Genomic DNA, 15,450 nt, shown 5'->3' on the forward strand with positions numbered 1-15,450 from the left:
AGCCATGCGCGCGACCGGCGACCCCGGGTGCCGTCCAGAGTCGCACACGGCAGTCCCCTCCCCGGTCACGCCACGGGGTCTCCTGCGCACACTGGCCACACCGGCCGCCATCGCCGGCGGGCTGACCGAGCTGGCCTGGGTCGGCGCGCACGTGGTCATGTACCCGTTGGGCGCGGGCGACGAGGTCCTGCGGCTCGACCCCCGCTGCCGCCCCGGTGAGCAGCCGCCCGGCGTGCGCGCGCTGTTCGCCGCCGACCCGCTGGCCGCCCGCACCCCGGTGCTGCTGGTGCACGGTCTCGTCGACAACCGCTCGATCTTCACGGTGATGCGCCGCGGGCTGCGGCGGCGCGGCTTCGCCCAGGTCTGCACGTGGAACTACAGCCCGATGCTGGGCGACGTCGCCCGGGGCGCCCGCGAGCTCGGTGAGCACATCGAGCGGATCTGCACCCAGACCGGGCACGACCGCATCCACGTCGTGGGGCACAGCCTGGGCGGCCTGATCGCCCGCTACCACGTACAGCGGCAGGGCGGCGGCCGGCGGGTGGAGTCGCTGGTGACGCTCGGGACGCCGCACGGCGGGTCGGTGCTCGCCCACCTGCTGCCGACGCCGATGGTGCGCCAGCTGCGGCCGGGCTCCCCCGTGCTGCGTGAGCTCGAGCAGCCCGCGCCCGGCTGGTCGACCCGCATGACCGCGCTCTACAGCGACCTCGACCAGATGGTCGTCCCCACGCGGGCCGGGCGCTGCGACCACCCGGACCTGCAGGCGCGCAACGTGCTCGTCCGCGGCGTCGGGCACCTGTCGCTGCCCTTCCACCGCGGCGTCGTCGACGAGGTGGCCGCGACCCTGGCCGGCGTGCGCCCGGCGGCGCCCGTCCGGCTGGCCCCGGCGGCGGTCGCCTGAGGGGTCACGGTGGGGACATGACGACACGCAGCGTCGCCTACCCCGCTCGTCGGTGACTGCACGTTACGGTCCGATCACGGCGCCGGTACCCACCGGCGGGCGTCCTCCCGGGCGCCTCCACCGCCGTCGCTCCCCCGGCGGACCGCTGCGCACAGTGGTCCCGGGAGCGTGGACGAAGGGTGTCCCGTGGCCCGGCAGAGTGGTCCCGCGCTCCTCGAGCGCCCGGCGGGCAACGCCGCGCCCGTCACCGCCGCGCCGTCCCGGGTGGGGGCACCTGCCGACGTCCGCGCCGCCGCTCCCGAGACCCCTTCCCAGGACACCGCCGAGCCGGCCGCGCGCCGCACCGTGCGCCGCCCGCCCGGCCGGCGCGGGCCGCTCTGGCTGGCCGCGCTCGTGGTCGGGGCCGTGCTCGCCGCCGTCCCCGCCTTCACCGGCGGGGCGCCGACGCCCGTCTCCGTCAGTGCCGCCGACTACGGACTGGGCGCGGCCGACGTCGGCCTGGCCGGGGACGTGGAGGACGCCGAGGCCCGCCGCGGGATCAGCCAGGCCGAGGCCCAGCAGCGGCTGAGCGAGCTCGCGGCGTCGCGCGCCGCCCGGGAGCCGCAGACCGTCCTGCCCGCGCAGGGCCGCATGACCACCTGCTTCTGCATGCGCTGGGGCTCGATGCACTACGGCATCGACCTGGCCGGCCCGCTGGGCACCCCGGTCTACGCGGCCGCCGACGGCGTCGTGCTGCGCGCCGGGCCGGCCTCGGGGTACGGCAACGCCGTCTACGTGCAGGACGCCGACGGCAACGTGCACGTCTACGGCCACATGCGCTACTACGACGTCGAGGCCGGCGACATCGTGCACGCCGGCGACCAGATCGCCAAGATCGGCAACGAGGGCCAGTCGACCGGCCCCCACCTGCACTACCAGATCAACCGCGGCAGCATGACCGGCCGGCCAATCGACCCCGAGGAGTGGCTCGCCGACCACGGCGTCGCCATCTGAGCCAGACTCTGCAGGGCACGGTCACGCACCTGCGTCGTGGGTGTTGCTCGTGCTCCAGCGGCGCTGCAGGACCCGCGGTGCACGAGGAACACCGGCACAGCGAGGGCCGGAGACCGGCTGGCCGGGACGCCGGGCAGTGCGGCGCAGGTCGGGGACGGCACGTGGCCGCGGTGTCGGCCGGAGGACGACCGTGCCGGCGCTCGACGAGAGGGGCGTAGCGCCGAGCGAGGCGCTTGGTGCCACCCGAGCCGGGGACCACCGTGCCACGACCGGGGTCGTGACCGATCCGGTCACCGACCTCCACCCCGGCGTGGCCGTCCGGCCCACCGCACGGCTCACCCGGCGTCCCTGACGACGAGCCGCAGGACGGTGTCGGCCACGGACGGCTCCACGCGGGCAGGTGCCAGCCGGCCGAGCCGCACGCCGTCCGCGGCACCCACGACCAGCCAGGTCAGCACCGTCAGGACCCACTCGGGGTCGACGTCGACCCGGAAGACGCCGGCCTCCTGACCTCGTCGGACCAGGAGGCGCACCCGCTCCTCGCCGGCGGCCGCGCGTGCCAGGAGGTCCTGCTCGACCAGCTCCTCGGGGGGCTGGGTGATGAGCCGGCCGTAGCGGGCGCCGAGCGGGACCAGCCGGCCCACCAGACCCCGCAGGGCGAGCACCGGGTCGTCACCGTCCTCGGCACCGGCGGGGCCGGTCGCCGCGATGAAGGCCTCGACCGCTTGCCGGCACAGCGTGCCGATCAGGGTCGATCGGCTGGGGAACCGGCGGAACGGCGTGACCCGGCTGACGCCGACCGCACGCGCGACGTCGTCCATGGAGGCGGCCGGGCGAGCGGCGAGGAGCGTGGCGGCAACGTCCAGCAGTGCGTCGTCGGCAGACACGGACCCAGCTGGCCGCGGGCGTCACCGCCCTGGCCGCGGCGTGAGGCCCCGCCCCGGCCGCGGCGTGAGGCCGGTCAGAGCTTGACGAGAGGGGCGTAGCGCAGGACGAGGCGCTTGGTGCCGCCCGAGCCGAAGTCCACCGTGGCCTGCGCCTTGTCCCCTGCGCCGTTGACCTCGACCACCGTGCCGAGGCCGAACGCGTCGTGGCTGACCCGGTCGCCGACCTCGACGGAGATCACCGCGCGGTTGCCCGCGCCGCCGCGCAGCCCGCCGGTGGACAGCCCGGTCGCGGCCACCCTCGACTGCGCCGAGCCGTACCCGGTGCTCGGTGCCGGCGTCGGGTCGACGCGGGCCCAGTGCACGGCCTCGCCGGGCAGCTCGTCGAGGAACCGCGACGGCGGGTTGTAGGCCGGCTGGCCCCAGCTGGTGCGGACCGTGGCGCGGGAGAGGAACAGCCGCTGCCGCGCGCGGGTGATGCCGACGTAGGCCAGCCGCCGCTCCTCCTCCAGCTCCCGCGGGTCGCCCAGCGCCCGCAGGTGCGGGAAGACGCCGTCCTCCAGCCCGGTGAGGAAGACGACGGGGAACTCCAGGCCCTTGGCGGTGTGCAGCGTCATCAGCGTGACGACGCCGGCCTCGTCGCCGGACACGGGGATCTGGTCGGCGTCGGCCACCAGCGACACCTGCTCGAGGAAGTCGGTGACCGTGCCGCCGGGGTTCGTCGCCTCGAACTCCGCGGCCACCGAGACGAGCTCGTTGAGGTTGTCGACGCGCCCCTCGTCCTGCGGGTCGTTGCTGGCCTCCAGCTCGGCGAGGTAGCCGGTGCGGTCGAGGATGCTCTCGAGCAGGGCCGCGGGGCCCGAGCCGGTCTCGACCAGCTGCTCGAACTCCTCCAGCAGGGCGACGAAGTCCTGCAGCGCCTTGAGCGAGCGCGGCGCCAGCGCGGTGATCTCCGGGCAGCGGCGCAGCGCGGTGGCGAAGGCGATCCGCTCCCGGTCGGCGAACTGCTCGACGCAGGACTCCGCCTTGTCGCCGATGCCGCGCTTGGGCGTGTTGATCACCCGGCGCAGGCTGACGACGTCGGCCGGGTTGGCCACCACCTTGAGGTAGGCCAGCGCGTCGCGGACCTCCTTGCGCTCGTAGAAGCGCACCCCGCCGACGACCTTGTAGGGCATGCCGACGCGGATGAACACCTCCTCGAACACACGGGAGGCGTTGTTGGTCCGGTAGAAGACGGCGATGTCCTTGGGGGCCGCCTTCCCCTCGTCCACCAGCGCGTCGATCTGCTCGGCGACCCAGGCGGCCTCGTCGTGCTCGTTCTCGGCGACGTAGCCCTCGATCAGCTCGCCGTCGCCGGCGTCGGTCCACAGGCTCTTGGGACGGCGGCCGGTGTTCTTGGCGATGACGGTGTTGGCCGCCTTGAGGATGCGCTGCGTCGAGCGGTAGTTCTGCTCGAGGAGGATCGTCGTGGCCTGCGGGTAGTCGCGCTCGAACTCGTCGATGTTGCGGATCGTCGCGCCGCGGAAGGCGTAGATCGACTGGTCGGCGTCGCCGACCACGCACAGCTCGGCCGGCGGGACCGGCCCCTCACCGGTACCGACCAGCTCGCGGACCAGCACGTACTGCGCGTGGTTGGTGTCCTGGTACTCGTCGACGAGCACGTGGCGGAAGCGGCGGCGGTAGTGCTCGGCGACGTCGGGGAACGCCTGCAGCAGGTGCACCGTCGTCATGATCAGGTCGTCGAAGTCCAGCGCGTGCGCCTCGCGCAGCCGCTGCTGGTAGAGCCGGTAGGCCTCGGCGAGCACCTTCTCCGGCGCCGTCGTCGGGACGTAGGACTCCTCGTCGACCAGCTCGTTCTTCAGGTTGGACACCTGGGCGGCGAGGCTGCGTCCGGGGTAGCGCTTCGCGTCGAGGTCGAGGTCGCGGGCGACCATCGTCATCAGCCGCACCGAGTCGCCCTGGTCGTAGATCGTGAACGACGACTTCAGGCCCAGCTTGGCGGCCTCGGCGCGCAGGATGCGCACGCACATCGAGTGGAACGTCGACACCCACATGGCGCGGGCGCGCGGGCCGACGAGCTGGGCCACGCGCTCCTTCATCTCCCCGGCGGCCTTGTTGGTGAAGGTGATCGCGAGGACCTCACCGGGCTGCACCCCGCGGGCGCCCAGCAGGTAGGCGATGCGGTGGGCGAGCACGCGCGTCTTGCCCGAGCCGGCACCGGCGACGATGAGCAGCGGGCCGCCCTCGTGGACGACGGCCTGGCGCTGGGGGCCGTTGAGGCCGGCCAGCATCCGGTCCAGCTCCCGGCCGGCCGAGCCGGGGGCGGAGCGCTGGAGAGCGGCGGTACCGGGGAGGGCCTGCTGCACGCTGCTCATAGCCACACCACTGTAGTTCGGACGGGTGACGGCTCAGCGCCTTCCACCCGCCGCCGTCGTGGCGTCCGCCACGGGCGGTGTGGCACACTCGCCGACGTGCTGCTCGCCACCGTCGTCTTTTCCTACGGCCACCGGGATCCGGTGTCCGTCGCCGCTGGCTGAGCAACCGCCGCAACAGACGCCCCGGGCCCGAGGAGCCCGGGGCGTTTCTCGTTCCCGGGGTCCGACGGCCACCGTTCCGCCCCGGAGGACCCCGATGACCGCCACCCTCCCCACCACTCCCGCCGCGGACGAGCGCATCGCCGAGCTGCGCGAGGAGATCGACGCCTGCGACGCCGCGCTCATCGCCCTGGTGCAGCGCCGGCTGGCGGTGTCCCACGAGATCGGTGAGCTGCGCCGCGCCAGCGGCGGCACGCGGCTCTCCCTCTCCCGCGAGCAGCAGGTGCTCGCCCGGTTCCAGGCCGCGCTCGGCCCGGACGGCGCCGCGCTGGGCATGATGCTGCTCCGCCAGGGCCGCGGCCGCCTGTAGGGGACCCCGTCGTCGTCGGTCAGCGTCGCTGGTCGGCGGGCGGGAAGTCGGCGTGGCGGTGCACCAGCCACCAGTCGCCCTCGACCCGCCGGTAGACGTGCGTCACCCGGATCGCCATCGGCCGGGGCTCGCCACCGTCGACGCGCACCGTGCCCTCCTCGGTGCCGACCGTGTACGCGAGGTCGCCGCTGTGCTCGACCACCTCGTACCGCGGGACGAGCCGGCCGTCGGCGAAGCGGCTGCCCACCCACTCGAAGGTCCTCGTGACTGCGTGGTGGCCCTTCTCGATCGGCCCCCACGCACCGAACAGCGTCACGTCGGCGGAGTCGGCCCAGCAGGCCGCGTACGGACCGGGGTTCCCGGCCCCCATCTGCGCGAGCCCGTCGGCGACGCGCTCCAGCGCTCGCGACAGTGCGGGGTCCATGTCGCCTCCCCTCACCAGGCGTGCCGGGCAGGAGCGTCCCGTGCGGCACGGCCGGGCCGGGTCAGCATGCCCCCGGGTGCCCGGTCGCGGGGGGCCCCGGATCCGGCCACCCGGTCTGCGCCGGCATGTCACACCACGGGCGGCTGCGTCGTCTCCATGGACGTCCCCTGGAGAGGAGCCGGACATGACCCGCAGCAGCACCGCCCGCATCCCGCTCGACCCGCCCCGCACCCTCGTCTACCGGCTGACGGAGTGGTACTCGCGCCGGCGGTTCGGGACCGTCGCCGACCCGGCCGCCGCGATGGGGCACAACCCCCGCGTGCTGGTGACCAACGCCCGGCACGAGATGGCCCTGGAGAAGTGGCACGCGCTCGACCCCACGCTCAAGGACCTCGCCCAGATGGCCTCCGCCGTCACGATCGGCTGCTCCTGGTGCGTCGACTTCGGCTACTGGGTCGCCACCCGGAAGGGCACCGACCCGGTCAAGCTGCGCGACGTCCCGCGGTGGCGGGACAGCGACGTCTTCACCGACCTCGAACGGCGGGTGCTGGCCTACGCAGAGGCGACGAGCCTCACCCCGCCGGCCGTGACCGACGAGATGGTGGCCGGCCTGCGGCGCGATCTGGACGACGCCGCCCTGGTCGAGCTGACGATGATGGTCGCCGTGGAGAACTCCCGGTCGCGCTTCAACAGCGCACTGGGCCTGACCAGCCAGGGCTTCCGGGACCGCTGCGAGGTCCCCGTCCCGACCGCCCGCACCGCGGCGGCCCCGCCGTCGTGAGCACTCCGCAGCCGTCGGCTCCGGACGCCGGGCTGGCGGCCTTCGACCGGCACCGGCGGCTGCTGTTCACCGTCGCCTACCAGATGCTCGGCAGCATCGCCGACGCCGAGGACGTCGTCCAGGACGCGTGGCTGCGCTGGTCGTCGGCCGCCCGGGACGACGTCGCCGACCCGCGGGCCTACCTGGTGCAGGTCACCTCCCGGCTGGCCCTCGACCGGCTCGGGTCCGCCCGCTCGAGGCGCGAGACCTACGTCGGCCCGTGGCTGCCCGAGCCCCTGCTGACCGACGAGGCCGCCCGGGGACCGGAGGAGGCCGCGGAGCTGGGCGAGCAGGTGTCGCTGGCCCTGCTCGTCGTCCTCGAGACCCTCACCCCCGTCGAGCGCGCCGTCTTCGTGCTGCGCGAGGTGTTCGGCCTGCCGGTCGCCGAGGTGGCCGCCGCGCTCGGGCGCTCGGAGTCCGCCGTCCGCCAGCAGGCGCACCGGGCGCGCGAGCACGTCGAGGCGCGGCGTCCCCGGTTCGACACCGACCGGCGCACGCAGCGCCAGGTGACCGAGCGGTTCCTCGCCGCGGCCGCCGGCGGGGACGTCGCCGAGCTCGTCGCGCTGCTGGCCCCCGACGTCGTCCTGGTGACCGACGGCGGAGGACGGGCGAAGGCGGCGCTGCGGCCGATCACCGGCCGGGACAAGGTGCTGCGGTTCCTGCGGGCCACCGCCGCCGAGGGGATGGCGATGCCGGACCTGGGGATCGAGGTCACCGACCTCAACGGCGCCCCGGGTGTCGTCGTCCGGACCGGCGGGGAGCCGTACATGACCATGTCGCTGGTCGTCGCCGACGGCCGCGTGGAGCAGGTGCTCGTCGTCCGGAACCCGGAGAAGCTGGCCGGCCTGCGGAGGTGAGGGCCGGGCGGCCGGCGAGTGGCGGGGGCAGGAGGGTCCTCTGTCTAGGCTCCCCGGGTGACCGCCCCCCTGCCCGCCGCCCCCGCCGCGCACGTGGAGCGCGCCCTCTGCGTGCTCGCCCACCCCGACGACGTCGACTTCGGCAGCGCCGGCACCGTCGCCACGTGGACGGCGGCCGGCACCGAGGTCACCTACTGCATCGTCACCGACGGCGACGCCGGCGGCTTCGACGAGACGCCGCGCGAACGGATGGGTCCGCTGCGGCGGGACGAGCAGCGGGCCGCCGCGGCCGCCGTCGGCGTGACCGACGTCCGGTTCCTGGGGTACCCCGACGGCCGGCTGGAGCTGACCCTCGACCTGCGCCGCGACATCTCCCGGGTGATCCGGCAGGTGCGCCCGCAGCGGGTGCTGACGAGCTCACCGGAGCGCTGGTACGAGCGGGTCGGGGCCAGCCACCCCGACCACATGACCGTCGGCGAGTCGACGCTGCGCGCGGTCTACCCCGACGCCCGCAACCCCTTCGCCTTCCCCGAGCTGCTCGCCGACGAGGGCCTGGAGGCGTGGACGGTGTCGGAGGTCTGGCTGGGCGCCAGCCCGCGGGCGGACCACGCCGTCGACGTCACCGACGTGGTCGAGCTGAAGTTCGCCGCGCTGCAGAGCCACGTGACGCAGGTGAGCCACATGGACGACCTCGAGGGCTTCCTCTCCGGCTGGATGAGCCAGACCGCCCGCCGGTTCGGCCTGCCCGCCGGCCGCCTGGCCGAGGCCTTCCACGTCGTCCACACCGCCTGATCGCCGTGGCCGGGGTGGCGGGGCCGTCCCAGGCCGACCGGCCCCGCCACCCTCGTGTCAGGCCTCCCCGGTGTCAGGCGTCGTGGTGGTGACCCAGTCCGCCGTCGCCCTCCGCCGCGAAGGTGCCCTCCGGGCCGGCGGGCTCGGGCAGCTCGAACGGCCGGCCGGGGACCGGCTTGCCCGGCACGGCGTTCACGGTCTCCGTGGAGTACGCGAACGTCAGCATCGCGAACGCGATCAGGTCGCTGTTCACCTCGAGCGCGTGGTGTCGTTGTTCTCGTAGGTGTCGCAGGCCAGGTGGTAGCACGGGTTGAACTGCTCCCCGGCCGTGCCGCCCCAGATCGCTGCCTGCTCCTCGGTCTTGACCACCTCGGCGCCCGTGAACAGCCCTCCCGAGGGGAAGTCGGCGAGGATGAACGCCTCGTAGTCGCTCCGCCCCGAGAACTCGGTGTCGTCGTAGGGCTCACCGATCGCCGTGTAGTACGACTCGTAGACGTCCTCGACGGCCTCCGAGCCCTCGGGGATGGTGACGCCCTCGGGAGCCGGGAAGGTCGACTCGTCGGCGTCGTAGACCATGAAGACGTAGTTCGGCGAGCCGACCATGTCGTAGTTCGTGTAGAGCGCGATGCGGTCGCGCTCCTCCTGCGACAGCCCCGCGACGTAGTCGGCCGAGCCCACCAGACCCTGCTCCTCGGCGGCCCACCAGGCGAACCGCAGCGTGTTCTGCGGCTCGGTGCCGGCCATCATCAGGGCCGTCTCCAGGATCGCTGCCGAACCCGAGCCGTTGTCGTTGATCCCCGGCCCCTCGATGACGCTGTCGAGGTGCGCACCGGCCATGACGACGTCGTCGGGGTTCTCGCCCGGCAGCTCGGCGATCACGTTGTGGTCGGTGCGCGTCTCGGCGGGCAGGACGTTCACGTACGCGGTCGAGCCGTCCTCGGCCAGCGACAGTCCGTCCTGGGAGCTCGCGCCGACCACGGGGATGCCGTGGGTGACCGGTCCGGGCGCCCCGGGGATCGGCTCGTCCACGCTCGTGGCGTCGGCGACGAGCAGTTCCTCCCGGTCCGGGGTGTTGCCCTGGTTCATGACGACGACCGCCTCGGCGCCGGCCTGCTCCGCGTAGTAGGCCTTCGTCCCGAAGAAGCAGGTCCCGCCGCGACCGCCTTCGTGCCGGTCCTGCCGGACCTCGTACGCCGTCCCGCCATCCCGTTCCTCCTCGTCAGGTCCGCCGGGCGACAGCGACCGACGGACACGTCCCGGTTCCCGATCGGCCGAGGATGGCCCGGGGCGGGCGGGAGGTACGGGGCCTGCGACGGGCGGCGTCGGCGGCCGGGGAGCCGCGCGATGACCGGGGAGGTGGCTGAGCGGCGCCTTTCTGGGGTGGTGCGATCGGTGTGACGTGGGACACGCCCGGGTCGGAGGTTGACGCTCGGTCACGCCGAGGGGACGGTCAGCCGACCGGTCGACCCCGCCTCAGAGCAGGCGGTTGGTGGCCGCCCAGCGGGTGAGCTCGTTGCGGTTGGACAGCTGGAGCTTGCGCAGCACGTTCGACGCGTGCGACTCCACGGTCTTGACCGAGATGAACAGCCGCCCGCCGATCTCGCGGTAGGTGTAGCCGCGGGCCAGCAGCTGCATGACCTCGCGCTCGCGCGCGCTGAGCAGGTTCAGGCCGGGGTCGGTGGCGGGGTCCTCCGGCTGCGGGGCGGACGGCGACGAGGCGGCGAACGCGTCGAGCACGAAGCCGGCCAGCCGGGGGCTGAAGACGACGTCGCCCTCGGCCACCCGCTGCACCGCCGCGATCAGGTCGGGCCCCGAGATGGTCTTGGTGACGTAGCCGCGGGCGCCCGCGCGGATGACCGCGATGACGTCCTCGGCGGCGTCGGACACCGACAGCGCCAGCCAGCGCACCTCCGGCAGCTCGGCGCGCAGCGCCTCGAGCACCGCCCGCCCGTCGCCGCCGGGCAGGTGGACGTCGAGCAGCACGACGTCGGGGGCGGCGGCACGGATGCCGGTGATCGCGGAGTCGACGTCGGCGGCCTCCCCGACCACGGTCACCGAGTCGCCCAGCTCGGCGCGCACGCCCGCGCGGACCATGGCGTGGTCGTCGACGAGGTAGACGCGGGGCCGGTCGCTCACGCCGCGGCCTCGCGGGGCAGGCAGAGCTCCACCTCCGTGCCCTCCCCCGGCGCGGACCGGACGCTCGCCGTCCCGCCGAAGCGGGTCAGCCGCCCGCTCACCGAGTCGCGCAGGCCGCGCCGGTCGGCCGGTACCGCGGCGGGCTCGAACCCGGTCCCGCGGTCGCGGACGAACACCGACACCTGGGCCGCGGACACCTCGGTGTAGAGGTCGGCGGAGGTCACGCCGGCGTGCTTGGCCGCGTTGACCAGCGCCTCCCGGGCGGCTGCACCGAGGGCGGCCAGCGCGTCGTCGACCGGTGCGTCCCCGACGACGACGGGGTCGACGGTCAGCTCGTGGTCGGCCTCGACCTCGGCCACGATCTGCGACACCAGCGCCGTCCACGTGCCGCCGGCCGCGGCCGCCGGCTCGTAGAGCCAGCTGCGCAGCTCGCGCTCCTGGCTGCGGGCCAGCCGGGCGACGGCCTGCTGGTCGTCGGCGTGCCGCTGGATGAGGGCGAGGGTCTGCAGCACCGAGTCGTGCAGGTGGGCGGCGACCGCGGCCCGCTCCTCCGACCGGATGCGGGCGGTCCGCTCGGCGGCCCGGGAGTCGAGCAGGCGGCGCCAGAACGGCGCGGTGGCCAGCACCACCCCGGCGAGGATGACCAGGGTGGCGGTGAACCCGTTGCGGGCGTTGGCCAGCTGCCCGGTGGTGGCCAGCAGCAGCACCACCCCGCCGGCGGCGAGCAGCCCCCCGCCGGCCAGCACCCACCGGACGCCGGGGCGGGCGAGCGTGCGGTCGGTGTCGAGCTGGCGCCAGATGACGGCCAGGCCGCCGCCGACGAGCAGCAGCGGGGCGATGAGGTCGCTGTTGCCCCAGGTGGAGAGGTTGGTGACCAGCACGAGGGCGCCGAGCCCGAAGAGGACCAGGCCGAGGGTCTGCCGCCGGCTCGGCTCCGACTCCGTGCGGGCCGGTGCGGCGTCGCCCAGCGGGACGAAGAACCACAGCAGCGCGTAGACCACGACGCCGATGCCGGTGGTGGCCAGCGCGACGAGGACCACCCGCACGACGAGCGGGTCGACGCGCAGGTGCGCCGCCGTCCCGGCCGCGACCCCGGCCAGCAGCCGGCCCGACCGGGGCCGGACCAGCGGCGGCCGCCCGTCCCCCATGGTGACCGGAGCCGCGGCGCCGGGCACGGGGGCGAGGCCGCCGGGCACGCCGACGGGGCCGCCGGGCGCGGGTCCGCTCGCGGCCGGCGGGGCAGCCGCCGGGGGTCCGCCCGCAGGGGTCGGCGCCGTCCTCGTCACGCGACGATCGTCGCACCGCGCGGCCCCCGTCCGGTACCGGGAAGCCCCCGGAGGAGGAGGACCAGGGTCGGATGGGGGCCTTCCCCGATACCGTGGCGGCGGCCCGGTCGGCACGCTCTGCGCCATGACCGCCGCACCCCCTCCCGCTCCGCTCACCGAACCCCCACCGGTGGCCCGCTCCTCGCTCCGGCGCAGCCGCACCGACAAGGTCGTCGGCGGTGTCGCCGGCGGCCTCGCCGAGTACAGCGGCATCGACGCGCTGCTGTGGCGGGTCGGCTTCGTCGCCCTGACCGTCGCCGGCGGCTCGGGCGTCCTCGTCTACCTGCTGCTGTGGCTGCTCATGCCGGCCGGCCCGCGCCGTCCCGTCGACGGCGCCCCGGCGCAGCCGCCCGGCCCCCGCTCCCCCGTCGCCGGGATCACCGTCGCGGGGCTGCTGATCGCCGTGGGGCTGCTGGTCCTGGTCACCCGCTACACCGACCTCGACCTCGGCCCGACCGGCGTCCTCGCCACCGCGCTGCTCGTCGTCGGCCTGGGGCTGGTCGGGTCCAGCTTCGCCCGCGGCCGCTCGCCGCGCCGTGGGCTGATCGCCGTCGGCGCCGTCCTGTCCGTGGCGCTGCTGTTCGCCTCCGCCGTCCCGTGGACCGACGGGGACGACGACGACTTCGGCGGTGGCGTCGGCGACCGCACCTACCGGCCGACGAGCGTCGCGGAGGTGGACGACGTGTACCGCCTCGGCGCCGGCGACCTCGACGTCGACCTGTCCGAGATCGGCCCCGGCGACCGGGACCGGCCGCTGGAGGTGCGCATCGAGCACGGTGCGGGCGACCTCGACGTCACCGTGCCCGGGGACGCCGACGTGCGGATCGACGTCGAGAGCGGCATCGGCGAGGTCGACCTGCTCGGCCGCAGTGACGGCGGCCTGTTCCGCGCCCCCGGCGGGGACGGCGACGCCGACCTCGTCCTGACCATCGAGCACGGCGTCGGAGACGTGGAGGTGTCCCGTGCCTGACTACAGCGAGTTCCCCACCACCCCCACCGGCTGGCAGGAGCGCGCGCTCGCCGAGCAGTGGCAGTACCCGACCGCGCTGGAGACGCAGGACGCCCCGCCGCCGCAGCGCCGGGTCGACCTGGTCACCCTCGTCCCGGGCGTTGTCTACGTCCTCCTGGCGCTGGTGGTCCTCGCCGGGGTGACGCTGCCCCTGGGCTTCCTCGCCGACGGCGGCCTGCTGTGGCTGCTGCTGGTCGGCGCCGGCGTCGGGCTCCTGGTGAGCGAGCTCCGGAAGGCCCGCCGCAGGCGCTGACCGGCACGGGGGTGCACCGATCGAGGGCCCGGGGAGCGACCGCTCCCCGGGCCCTCCGTCGTGTCAGCCGGCGACCCGCTCGCAGAAGGCCAGCGCCTCGCGCCACAGCCGCTCGGTCGCCTGCGGGTCGTACTCGTCCGGCAGGCTCGGGTCGGTGAACAGGTGGCCGGCGCCCTCGTGGTCGACGACCTCGAGCCGGCCGCCGCCGCGCGCGACGTCGTCGGCGAACGCGGCCACCCACTCCTCTCGCCGGAAGGGGTCGCCGAGCGTGTAGTGGAGCTGAGCGGGCAGGCCGGCCGGCCAGGGGACGTCGCCGAGCAGGGCGAGCGGGAGCGCACCGGAGAACAGCAGGACCCCGCTGCAGCGGCGCTGCGTGGCGACGTACTCGGCCATGCCCGCGCCGTTGGAGAAGCCGGCGGCGACGAAGCCGTCGGGCAGCTCGCGGACGCCGTCGAGCGCGGTGCCCAGCAGCGCCGGGATCCCGATCGACTCGAAGAGCGCACCGGCCTCCTCGTAGTCGTCGAACACCCGGCCGTCGTACTGGTCGACGACGACGACCTCGTGGCCGGCGGTGCGCAGCCGGTCCGCGGCGTCGGTGACGCCGGGGCGGACGCCGAGGACGGAGTGGAAGAGCGCGACGGTGGTCATGCACCCACTCTCGGACGCCCTCGGTGACACCGTCCTGTCACCGTCTCCTGCCACTCTTGCCGCGTGAACCGCACCGACCGGCTGCACGCACTGACCGAGGAGCTGCGCCGGGCCGGCTCCCGCGGGCGGACGGCGCGGCGGCTGGCGGCGTGGCTGGAGGTGTCCACCCGCACGGTGAAGCGCGACGTCGGCGCGCTGCAGCAGGCCGGCGTCCCGATCTGGGCGAGCGCCGGCCCGGGCGGCGGCTACGTCCTCGACGCCGCGGCCACGCTCCCGCCGGTCAACCTCACGGCCGCGCAGGCCGTGGCGGTGGCGGTCGCGCTGGCCGGCGCGACGGACGTGCCCTTCGCCGCCGACGGTCGCGCGGCGCTGGAGAAGGTGCTCGACGTCCTCGGTCCCGCGGCCCGGGCAGAGGTGGAGCGCCTCGGGAGCCGGGTGTGGGTGCGCGGCCGGCCGGGTGGACGCCCGGACCCGGCGCCCGTGGTCGAGGACGCGCTGGCCCGGCGCCGCGTCGTCGCGATCTCCTACCGCGACCGCGCGGGCACCGCCTCGCGCCGCCGGGTCGAGCCGCACCTGTTCGCCCGCACCGGCGACCACTGGTACCTGGTCGGCTGGTGCCGGGAGCGCGACGCCCCGCGCTGGTTCCGCTGGGACCGCATCGAGGCCGCCGACCTGACCACCGAGCCGGCACCGGCCCACGACCCCGCCGTCTTCGGCGCCCCGCCGGCGGACGCCCACAGCGTCCGGACCGGGGCTGCCCCGGTCACACCTCCGAGGAGGCCGGCACCAGGGTGAAGCCCTCCGCAGCGGCGGCTGCCCGCAGCTGCCGGTCGACGGCCGCGAACGTCCGGCACTCCGGGAGAGCGGTCCGGGCAGCGAGCGCACAGGCCAGCTGCACGGCGTCGTGGGGGCGGAGCCCGTGGACCGCGCACAGCCGAGCCGCGCCCTCGAGGACGGCCGTCGTCGGCGAGACGGCGGAGAACCCCGGCGACCCGTCCTCCGTGCCGGACCAGTCGGCCTCGAAGGCCGAGGTCAGCAGACGTGCGGCACCCGCGTCCAGCTCTCCCGGGCGCTGCTTGCGCCAGATCGCGGACGGCACCTCGACGCGGGCGGGCTGCGAGACGACGAGCTGGAACAGCGCGCGGACCTGCTCGTGTCCGGCTTCGTCGGCGTAGAGCTTGACCAGCGCGCTCGAGTCGGCGAAGACCGTCACGCCCGATCGGAGGCGACGATGTCCGACAGCGACGTACCCCTCCCCGCAGCGGCTCTCGCCGCTGCCACGTCGTCGGGGTCCGGACGCCGACGAGCAGGTCCGGTCGGGGCGAGGAGTCCCGCCCGCGCCAGCCGCTCACGGATCCGCTCGGCGTCGTCCCCGGCGAGGTCGGGATCTGTCGCAGCGCCGAGCACTGCGACGACGTACTCGTTCATGCTGCGTCCGAGCCGGCCTGCGGCCGCACGCACCCGCGCCACGAGCTCGTCGGTGGTGCGCACGGTGAGCTGGGCC

The 15,450-nt window shown here is 75.1% G+C and carries 19 protein-coding genes; 9 read left to right on the forward strand and 10 right to left on the reverse strand.

Annotation, left to right across the window (positions count from 1 at the left end; all coding sequences use genetic code 11):
* The first annotated feature begins 4 nt into the window (after positions 1 to 4).
* Both JOD57_RS08690 and JOD57_RS26775 read left to right on the forward strand, forming a co-directional pair.
* Positions 5 to 901, forward strand: coding sequence for an esterase/lipase family protein (locus tag JOD57_RS08690; RefSeq protein WP_204691612.1), 897 nt, complete (start codon positions 5 to 7; stop codon positions 899 to 901).
* Positions 902 to 1,087: 186 nt separating this feature from the next.
* On the forward strand, positions 1,088 to 1,894 hold the full coding sequence (locus JOD57_RS26775) for a M23 family metallopeptidase (protein WP_307824568.1): 807 nt from the start codon (positions 1,088 to 1,090) through the stop codon (positions 1,892 to 1,894).
* Positions 1,895 to 2,229: 335 nt separating this feature from the next.
* Here the strand turns inward: JOD57_RS26775 and JOD57_RS08700 are convergent, their stop codons facing one another.
* Together JOD57_RS08700 and pcrA are read right to left on the reverse strand one after the other, a co-directional pair.
* Positions 2,230 to 2,781: a TetR/AcrR family transcriptional regulator gene (locus JOD57_RS08700; protein ID WP_204691614.1), complete on the reverse strand. Its 552-nt coding sequence runs from the start codon at positions 2,779 to 2,781 to the stop codon at positions 2,230 to 2,232.
* 74 nt (positions 2,782 to 2,855) lie between these two features.
* Positions 2,856 to 5,153 (reverse strand): DNA helicase PcrA, encoded by a 2,298-nt coding sequence (pcrA, locus tag JOD57_RS08705; protein WP_204691616.1) that lies wholly within the window; start codon positions 5,151 to 5,153, stop codon positions 2,856 to 2,858.
* A 256-nt stretch (positions 5,154 to 5,409) separates the two neighbouring features.
* On the opposite strand from pcrA, the gene JOD57_RS08710 reads away from it, so the two are divergent.
* Positions 5,410 to 5,682 (forward strand): chorismate mutase, encoded by a 273-nt coding sequence (locus JOD57_RS08710; protein ID WP_204691618.1) that lies wholly within the window; start codon positions 5,410 to 5,412, stop codon positions 5,680 to 5,682.
* 19 nt (positions 5,683 to 5,701) lie between these two features.
* Here the strand turns inward: JOD57_RS08710 and JOD57_RS08715 are convergent, their stop codons facing one another.
* Entirely contained in the window at positions 5,702 to 6,106 is a 405-nt protein-coding gene (locus tag JOD57_RS08715) for a YybH family protein (protein ID WP_204691620.1), read from the reverse strand.
* Between the two features lie 184 nt (positions 6,107 to 6,290).
* On the opposite strand from JOD57_RS08715, the gene JOD57_RS08720 reads away from it, so the two are divergent.
* Genes JOD57_RS08720 through JOD57_RS08730 form a run of 3 tightly spaced genes read left to right on the forward strand, consistent with a single transcriptional unit; the run spans position 6,291 to position 8,575 of the window.
* Positions 6,291 to 6,887 carry a carboxymuconolactone decarboxylase family protein gene (locus JOD57_RS08720; RefSeq protein ID WP_204691622.1) on the forward strand — a complete coding sequence of 199 codons (597 nt, stop codon included), beginning with the start codon at positions 6,291 to 6,293 and terminating at the stop codon, positions 6,885 to 6,887.
* On the forward strand, positions 6,884 to 7,783 hold the full coding sequence (locus tag JOD57_RS08725; protein ID WP_204691630.1) for an RNA polymerase sigma-70 factor: 900 nt from the start codon (positions 6,884 to 6,886) through the stop codon (positions 7,781 to 7,783). Before JOD57_RS08720 ends, JOD57_RS08725 begins: the two co-directional genes overlap by 4 nt.
* A gap of 57 nt (positions 7,784 to 7,840) precedes the next feature.
* Positions 7,841 to 8,575, forward strand: a complete 735-nt coding sequence (locus JOD57_RS08730; RefSeq protein ID WP_204691632.1) for a PIG-L deacetylase family protein — start codon at positions 7,841 to 7,843, stop codon at positions 8,573 to 8,575.
* A 73-nt stretch (positions 8,576 to 8,648) separates the two neighbouring features.
* Here the strand turns inward: JOD57_RS08730 and JOD57_RS08735 are convergent, their stop codons facing one another.
* From JOD57_RS08735 to JOD57_RS08750, 4 genes are read right to left on the reverse strand one after another with little or no spacing between them, the layout of a single operon-like run.
* Entirely contained in the window at positions 8,649 to 8,828 is a 180-nt protein-coding gene (locus tag JOD57_RS08735) for a hypothetical protein (RefSeq protein WP_204691634.1), read from the reverse strand.
* Complete coding sequence (locus JOD57_RS08740) at positions 8,825 to 10,012, reverse strand: M28 family metallopeptidase (protein ID WP_204691636.1); 1,188 nt, start codon at positions 10,010 to 10,012, stop codon at positions 8,825 to 8,827. The genes JOD57_RS08735 and JOD57_RS08740 overlap by 4 nt, the downstream gene beginning before the upstream one ends.
* A gap of 36 nt (positions 10,013 to 10,048) precedes the next feature.
* Positions 10,049 to 10,711, reverse strand: coding sequence for a response regulator (locus JOD57_RS08745; RefSeq protein WP_307824569.1), 663 nt, complete (start codon positions 10,709 to 10,711; stop codon positions 10,049 to 10,051).
* On the reverse strand, positions 10,708 to 11,886 hold the full coding sequence (locus tag JOD57_RS08750) for an ATP-binding protein (RefSeq protein ID WP_307824570.1): 1,179 nt from the start codon (positions 11,884 to 11,886) through the stop codon (positions 10,708 to 10,710). The genes JOD57_RS08745 and JOD57_RS08750 overlap by 4 nt, the downstream gene beginning before the upstream one ends.
* A 235-nt stretch (positions 11,887 to 12,121) precedes the next feature.
* Between JOD57_RS08750 and JOD57_RS08755 the strand changes: the two genes are divergently transcribed.
* Together JOD57_RS08755 and JOD57_RS08760 are read left to right on the forward strand one after the other, a co-directional pair.
* Positions 12,122 to 13,006 carry a PspC domain-containing protein gene (locus JOD57_RS08755; RefSeq protein WP_204691638.1) on the forward strand — a complete coding sequence of 295 codons (885 nt, stop codon included), beginning with the start codon at positions 12,122 to 12,124 and terminating at the stop codon, positions 13,004 to 13,006.
* The gene (locus JOD57_RS08760) at positions 12,999 to 13,298 is read left to right on the forward strand and encodes a hypothetical protein (RefSeq protein ID WP_204691640.1); all 300 of its coding nucleotides are present in this window, start codon (positions 12,999 to 13,001) and stop codon (positions 13,296 to 13,298) included. Before JOD57_RS08755 ends, JOD57_RS08760 begins: the two co-directional genes overlap by 8 nt.
* 63 nt (positions 13,299 to 13,361) lie before the next feature.
* On the opposite strand, the gene JOD57_RS08765 is transcribed toward JOD57_RS08760, so the two are convergent.
* Positions 13,362 to 13,946, reverse strand: coding sequence for a dienelactone hydrolase family protein (locus tag JOD57_RS08765; RefSeq protein ID WP_204691642.1), 585 nt, complete (start codon positions 13,944 to 13,946; stop codon positions 13,362 to 13,364).
* 63 nt (positions 13,947 to 14,009) lie between these two features.
* Here JOD57_RS08765 and JOD57_RS08770 point away from each other — a divergent pair, with 63 nt between their 5' ends.
* Positions 14,010 to 14,741 (forward strand): helix-turn-helix transcriptional regulator, encoded by a 732-nt coding sequence (locus JOD57_RS08770; RefSeq protein WP_204691650.1) that lies wholly within the window; start codon positions 14,010 to 14,012, stop codon positions 14,739 to 14,741.
* On the opposite strand, the gene JOD57_RS08775 is transcribed toward JOD57_RS08770, so the two are convergent.
* The gene (locus JOD57_RS08775) at positions 14,710 to 15,159 is read right to left on the reverse strand and encodes a type II toxin-antitoxin system VapC family toxin (protein WP_204691652.1); all 450 of its coding nucleotides are present in this window, start codon (positions 15,157 to 15,159) and stop codon (positions 14,710 to 14,712) included. The two genes, JOD57_RS08770 and JOD57_RS08775, sit on opposite strands and share 32 nt — an antisense overlap.
* Complete coding sequence (locus tag JOD57_RS08780) at positions 15,156 to 15,374, reverse strand: hypothetical protein (protein WP_204691654.1); 219 nt, start codon at positions 15,372 to 15,374, stop codon at positions 15,156 to 15,158. Before JOD57_RS08780 ends, JOD57_RS08775 begins: the two co-directional genes overlap by 4 nt.
* Positions 15,375 to 15,450 lie beyond the last annotated feature (76 nt).

The sequence above is a fragment of the Geodermatophilus bullaregiensis genome (genome assembly GCF_016907675.1).
Classification (GTDB): domain Bacteria; phylum Actinomycetota; class Actinomycetes; order Mycobacteriales; family Geodermatophilaceae; genus Geodermatophilus; species Geodermatophilus bullaregiensis.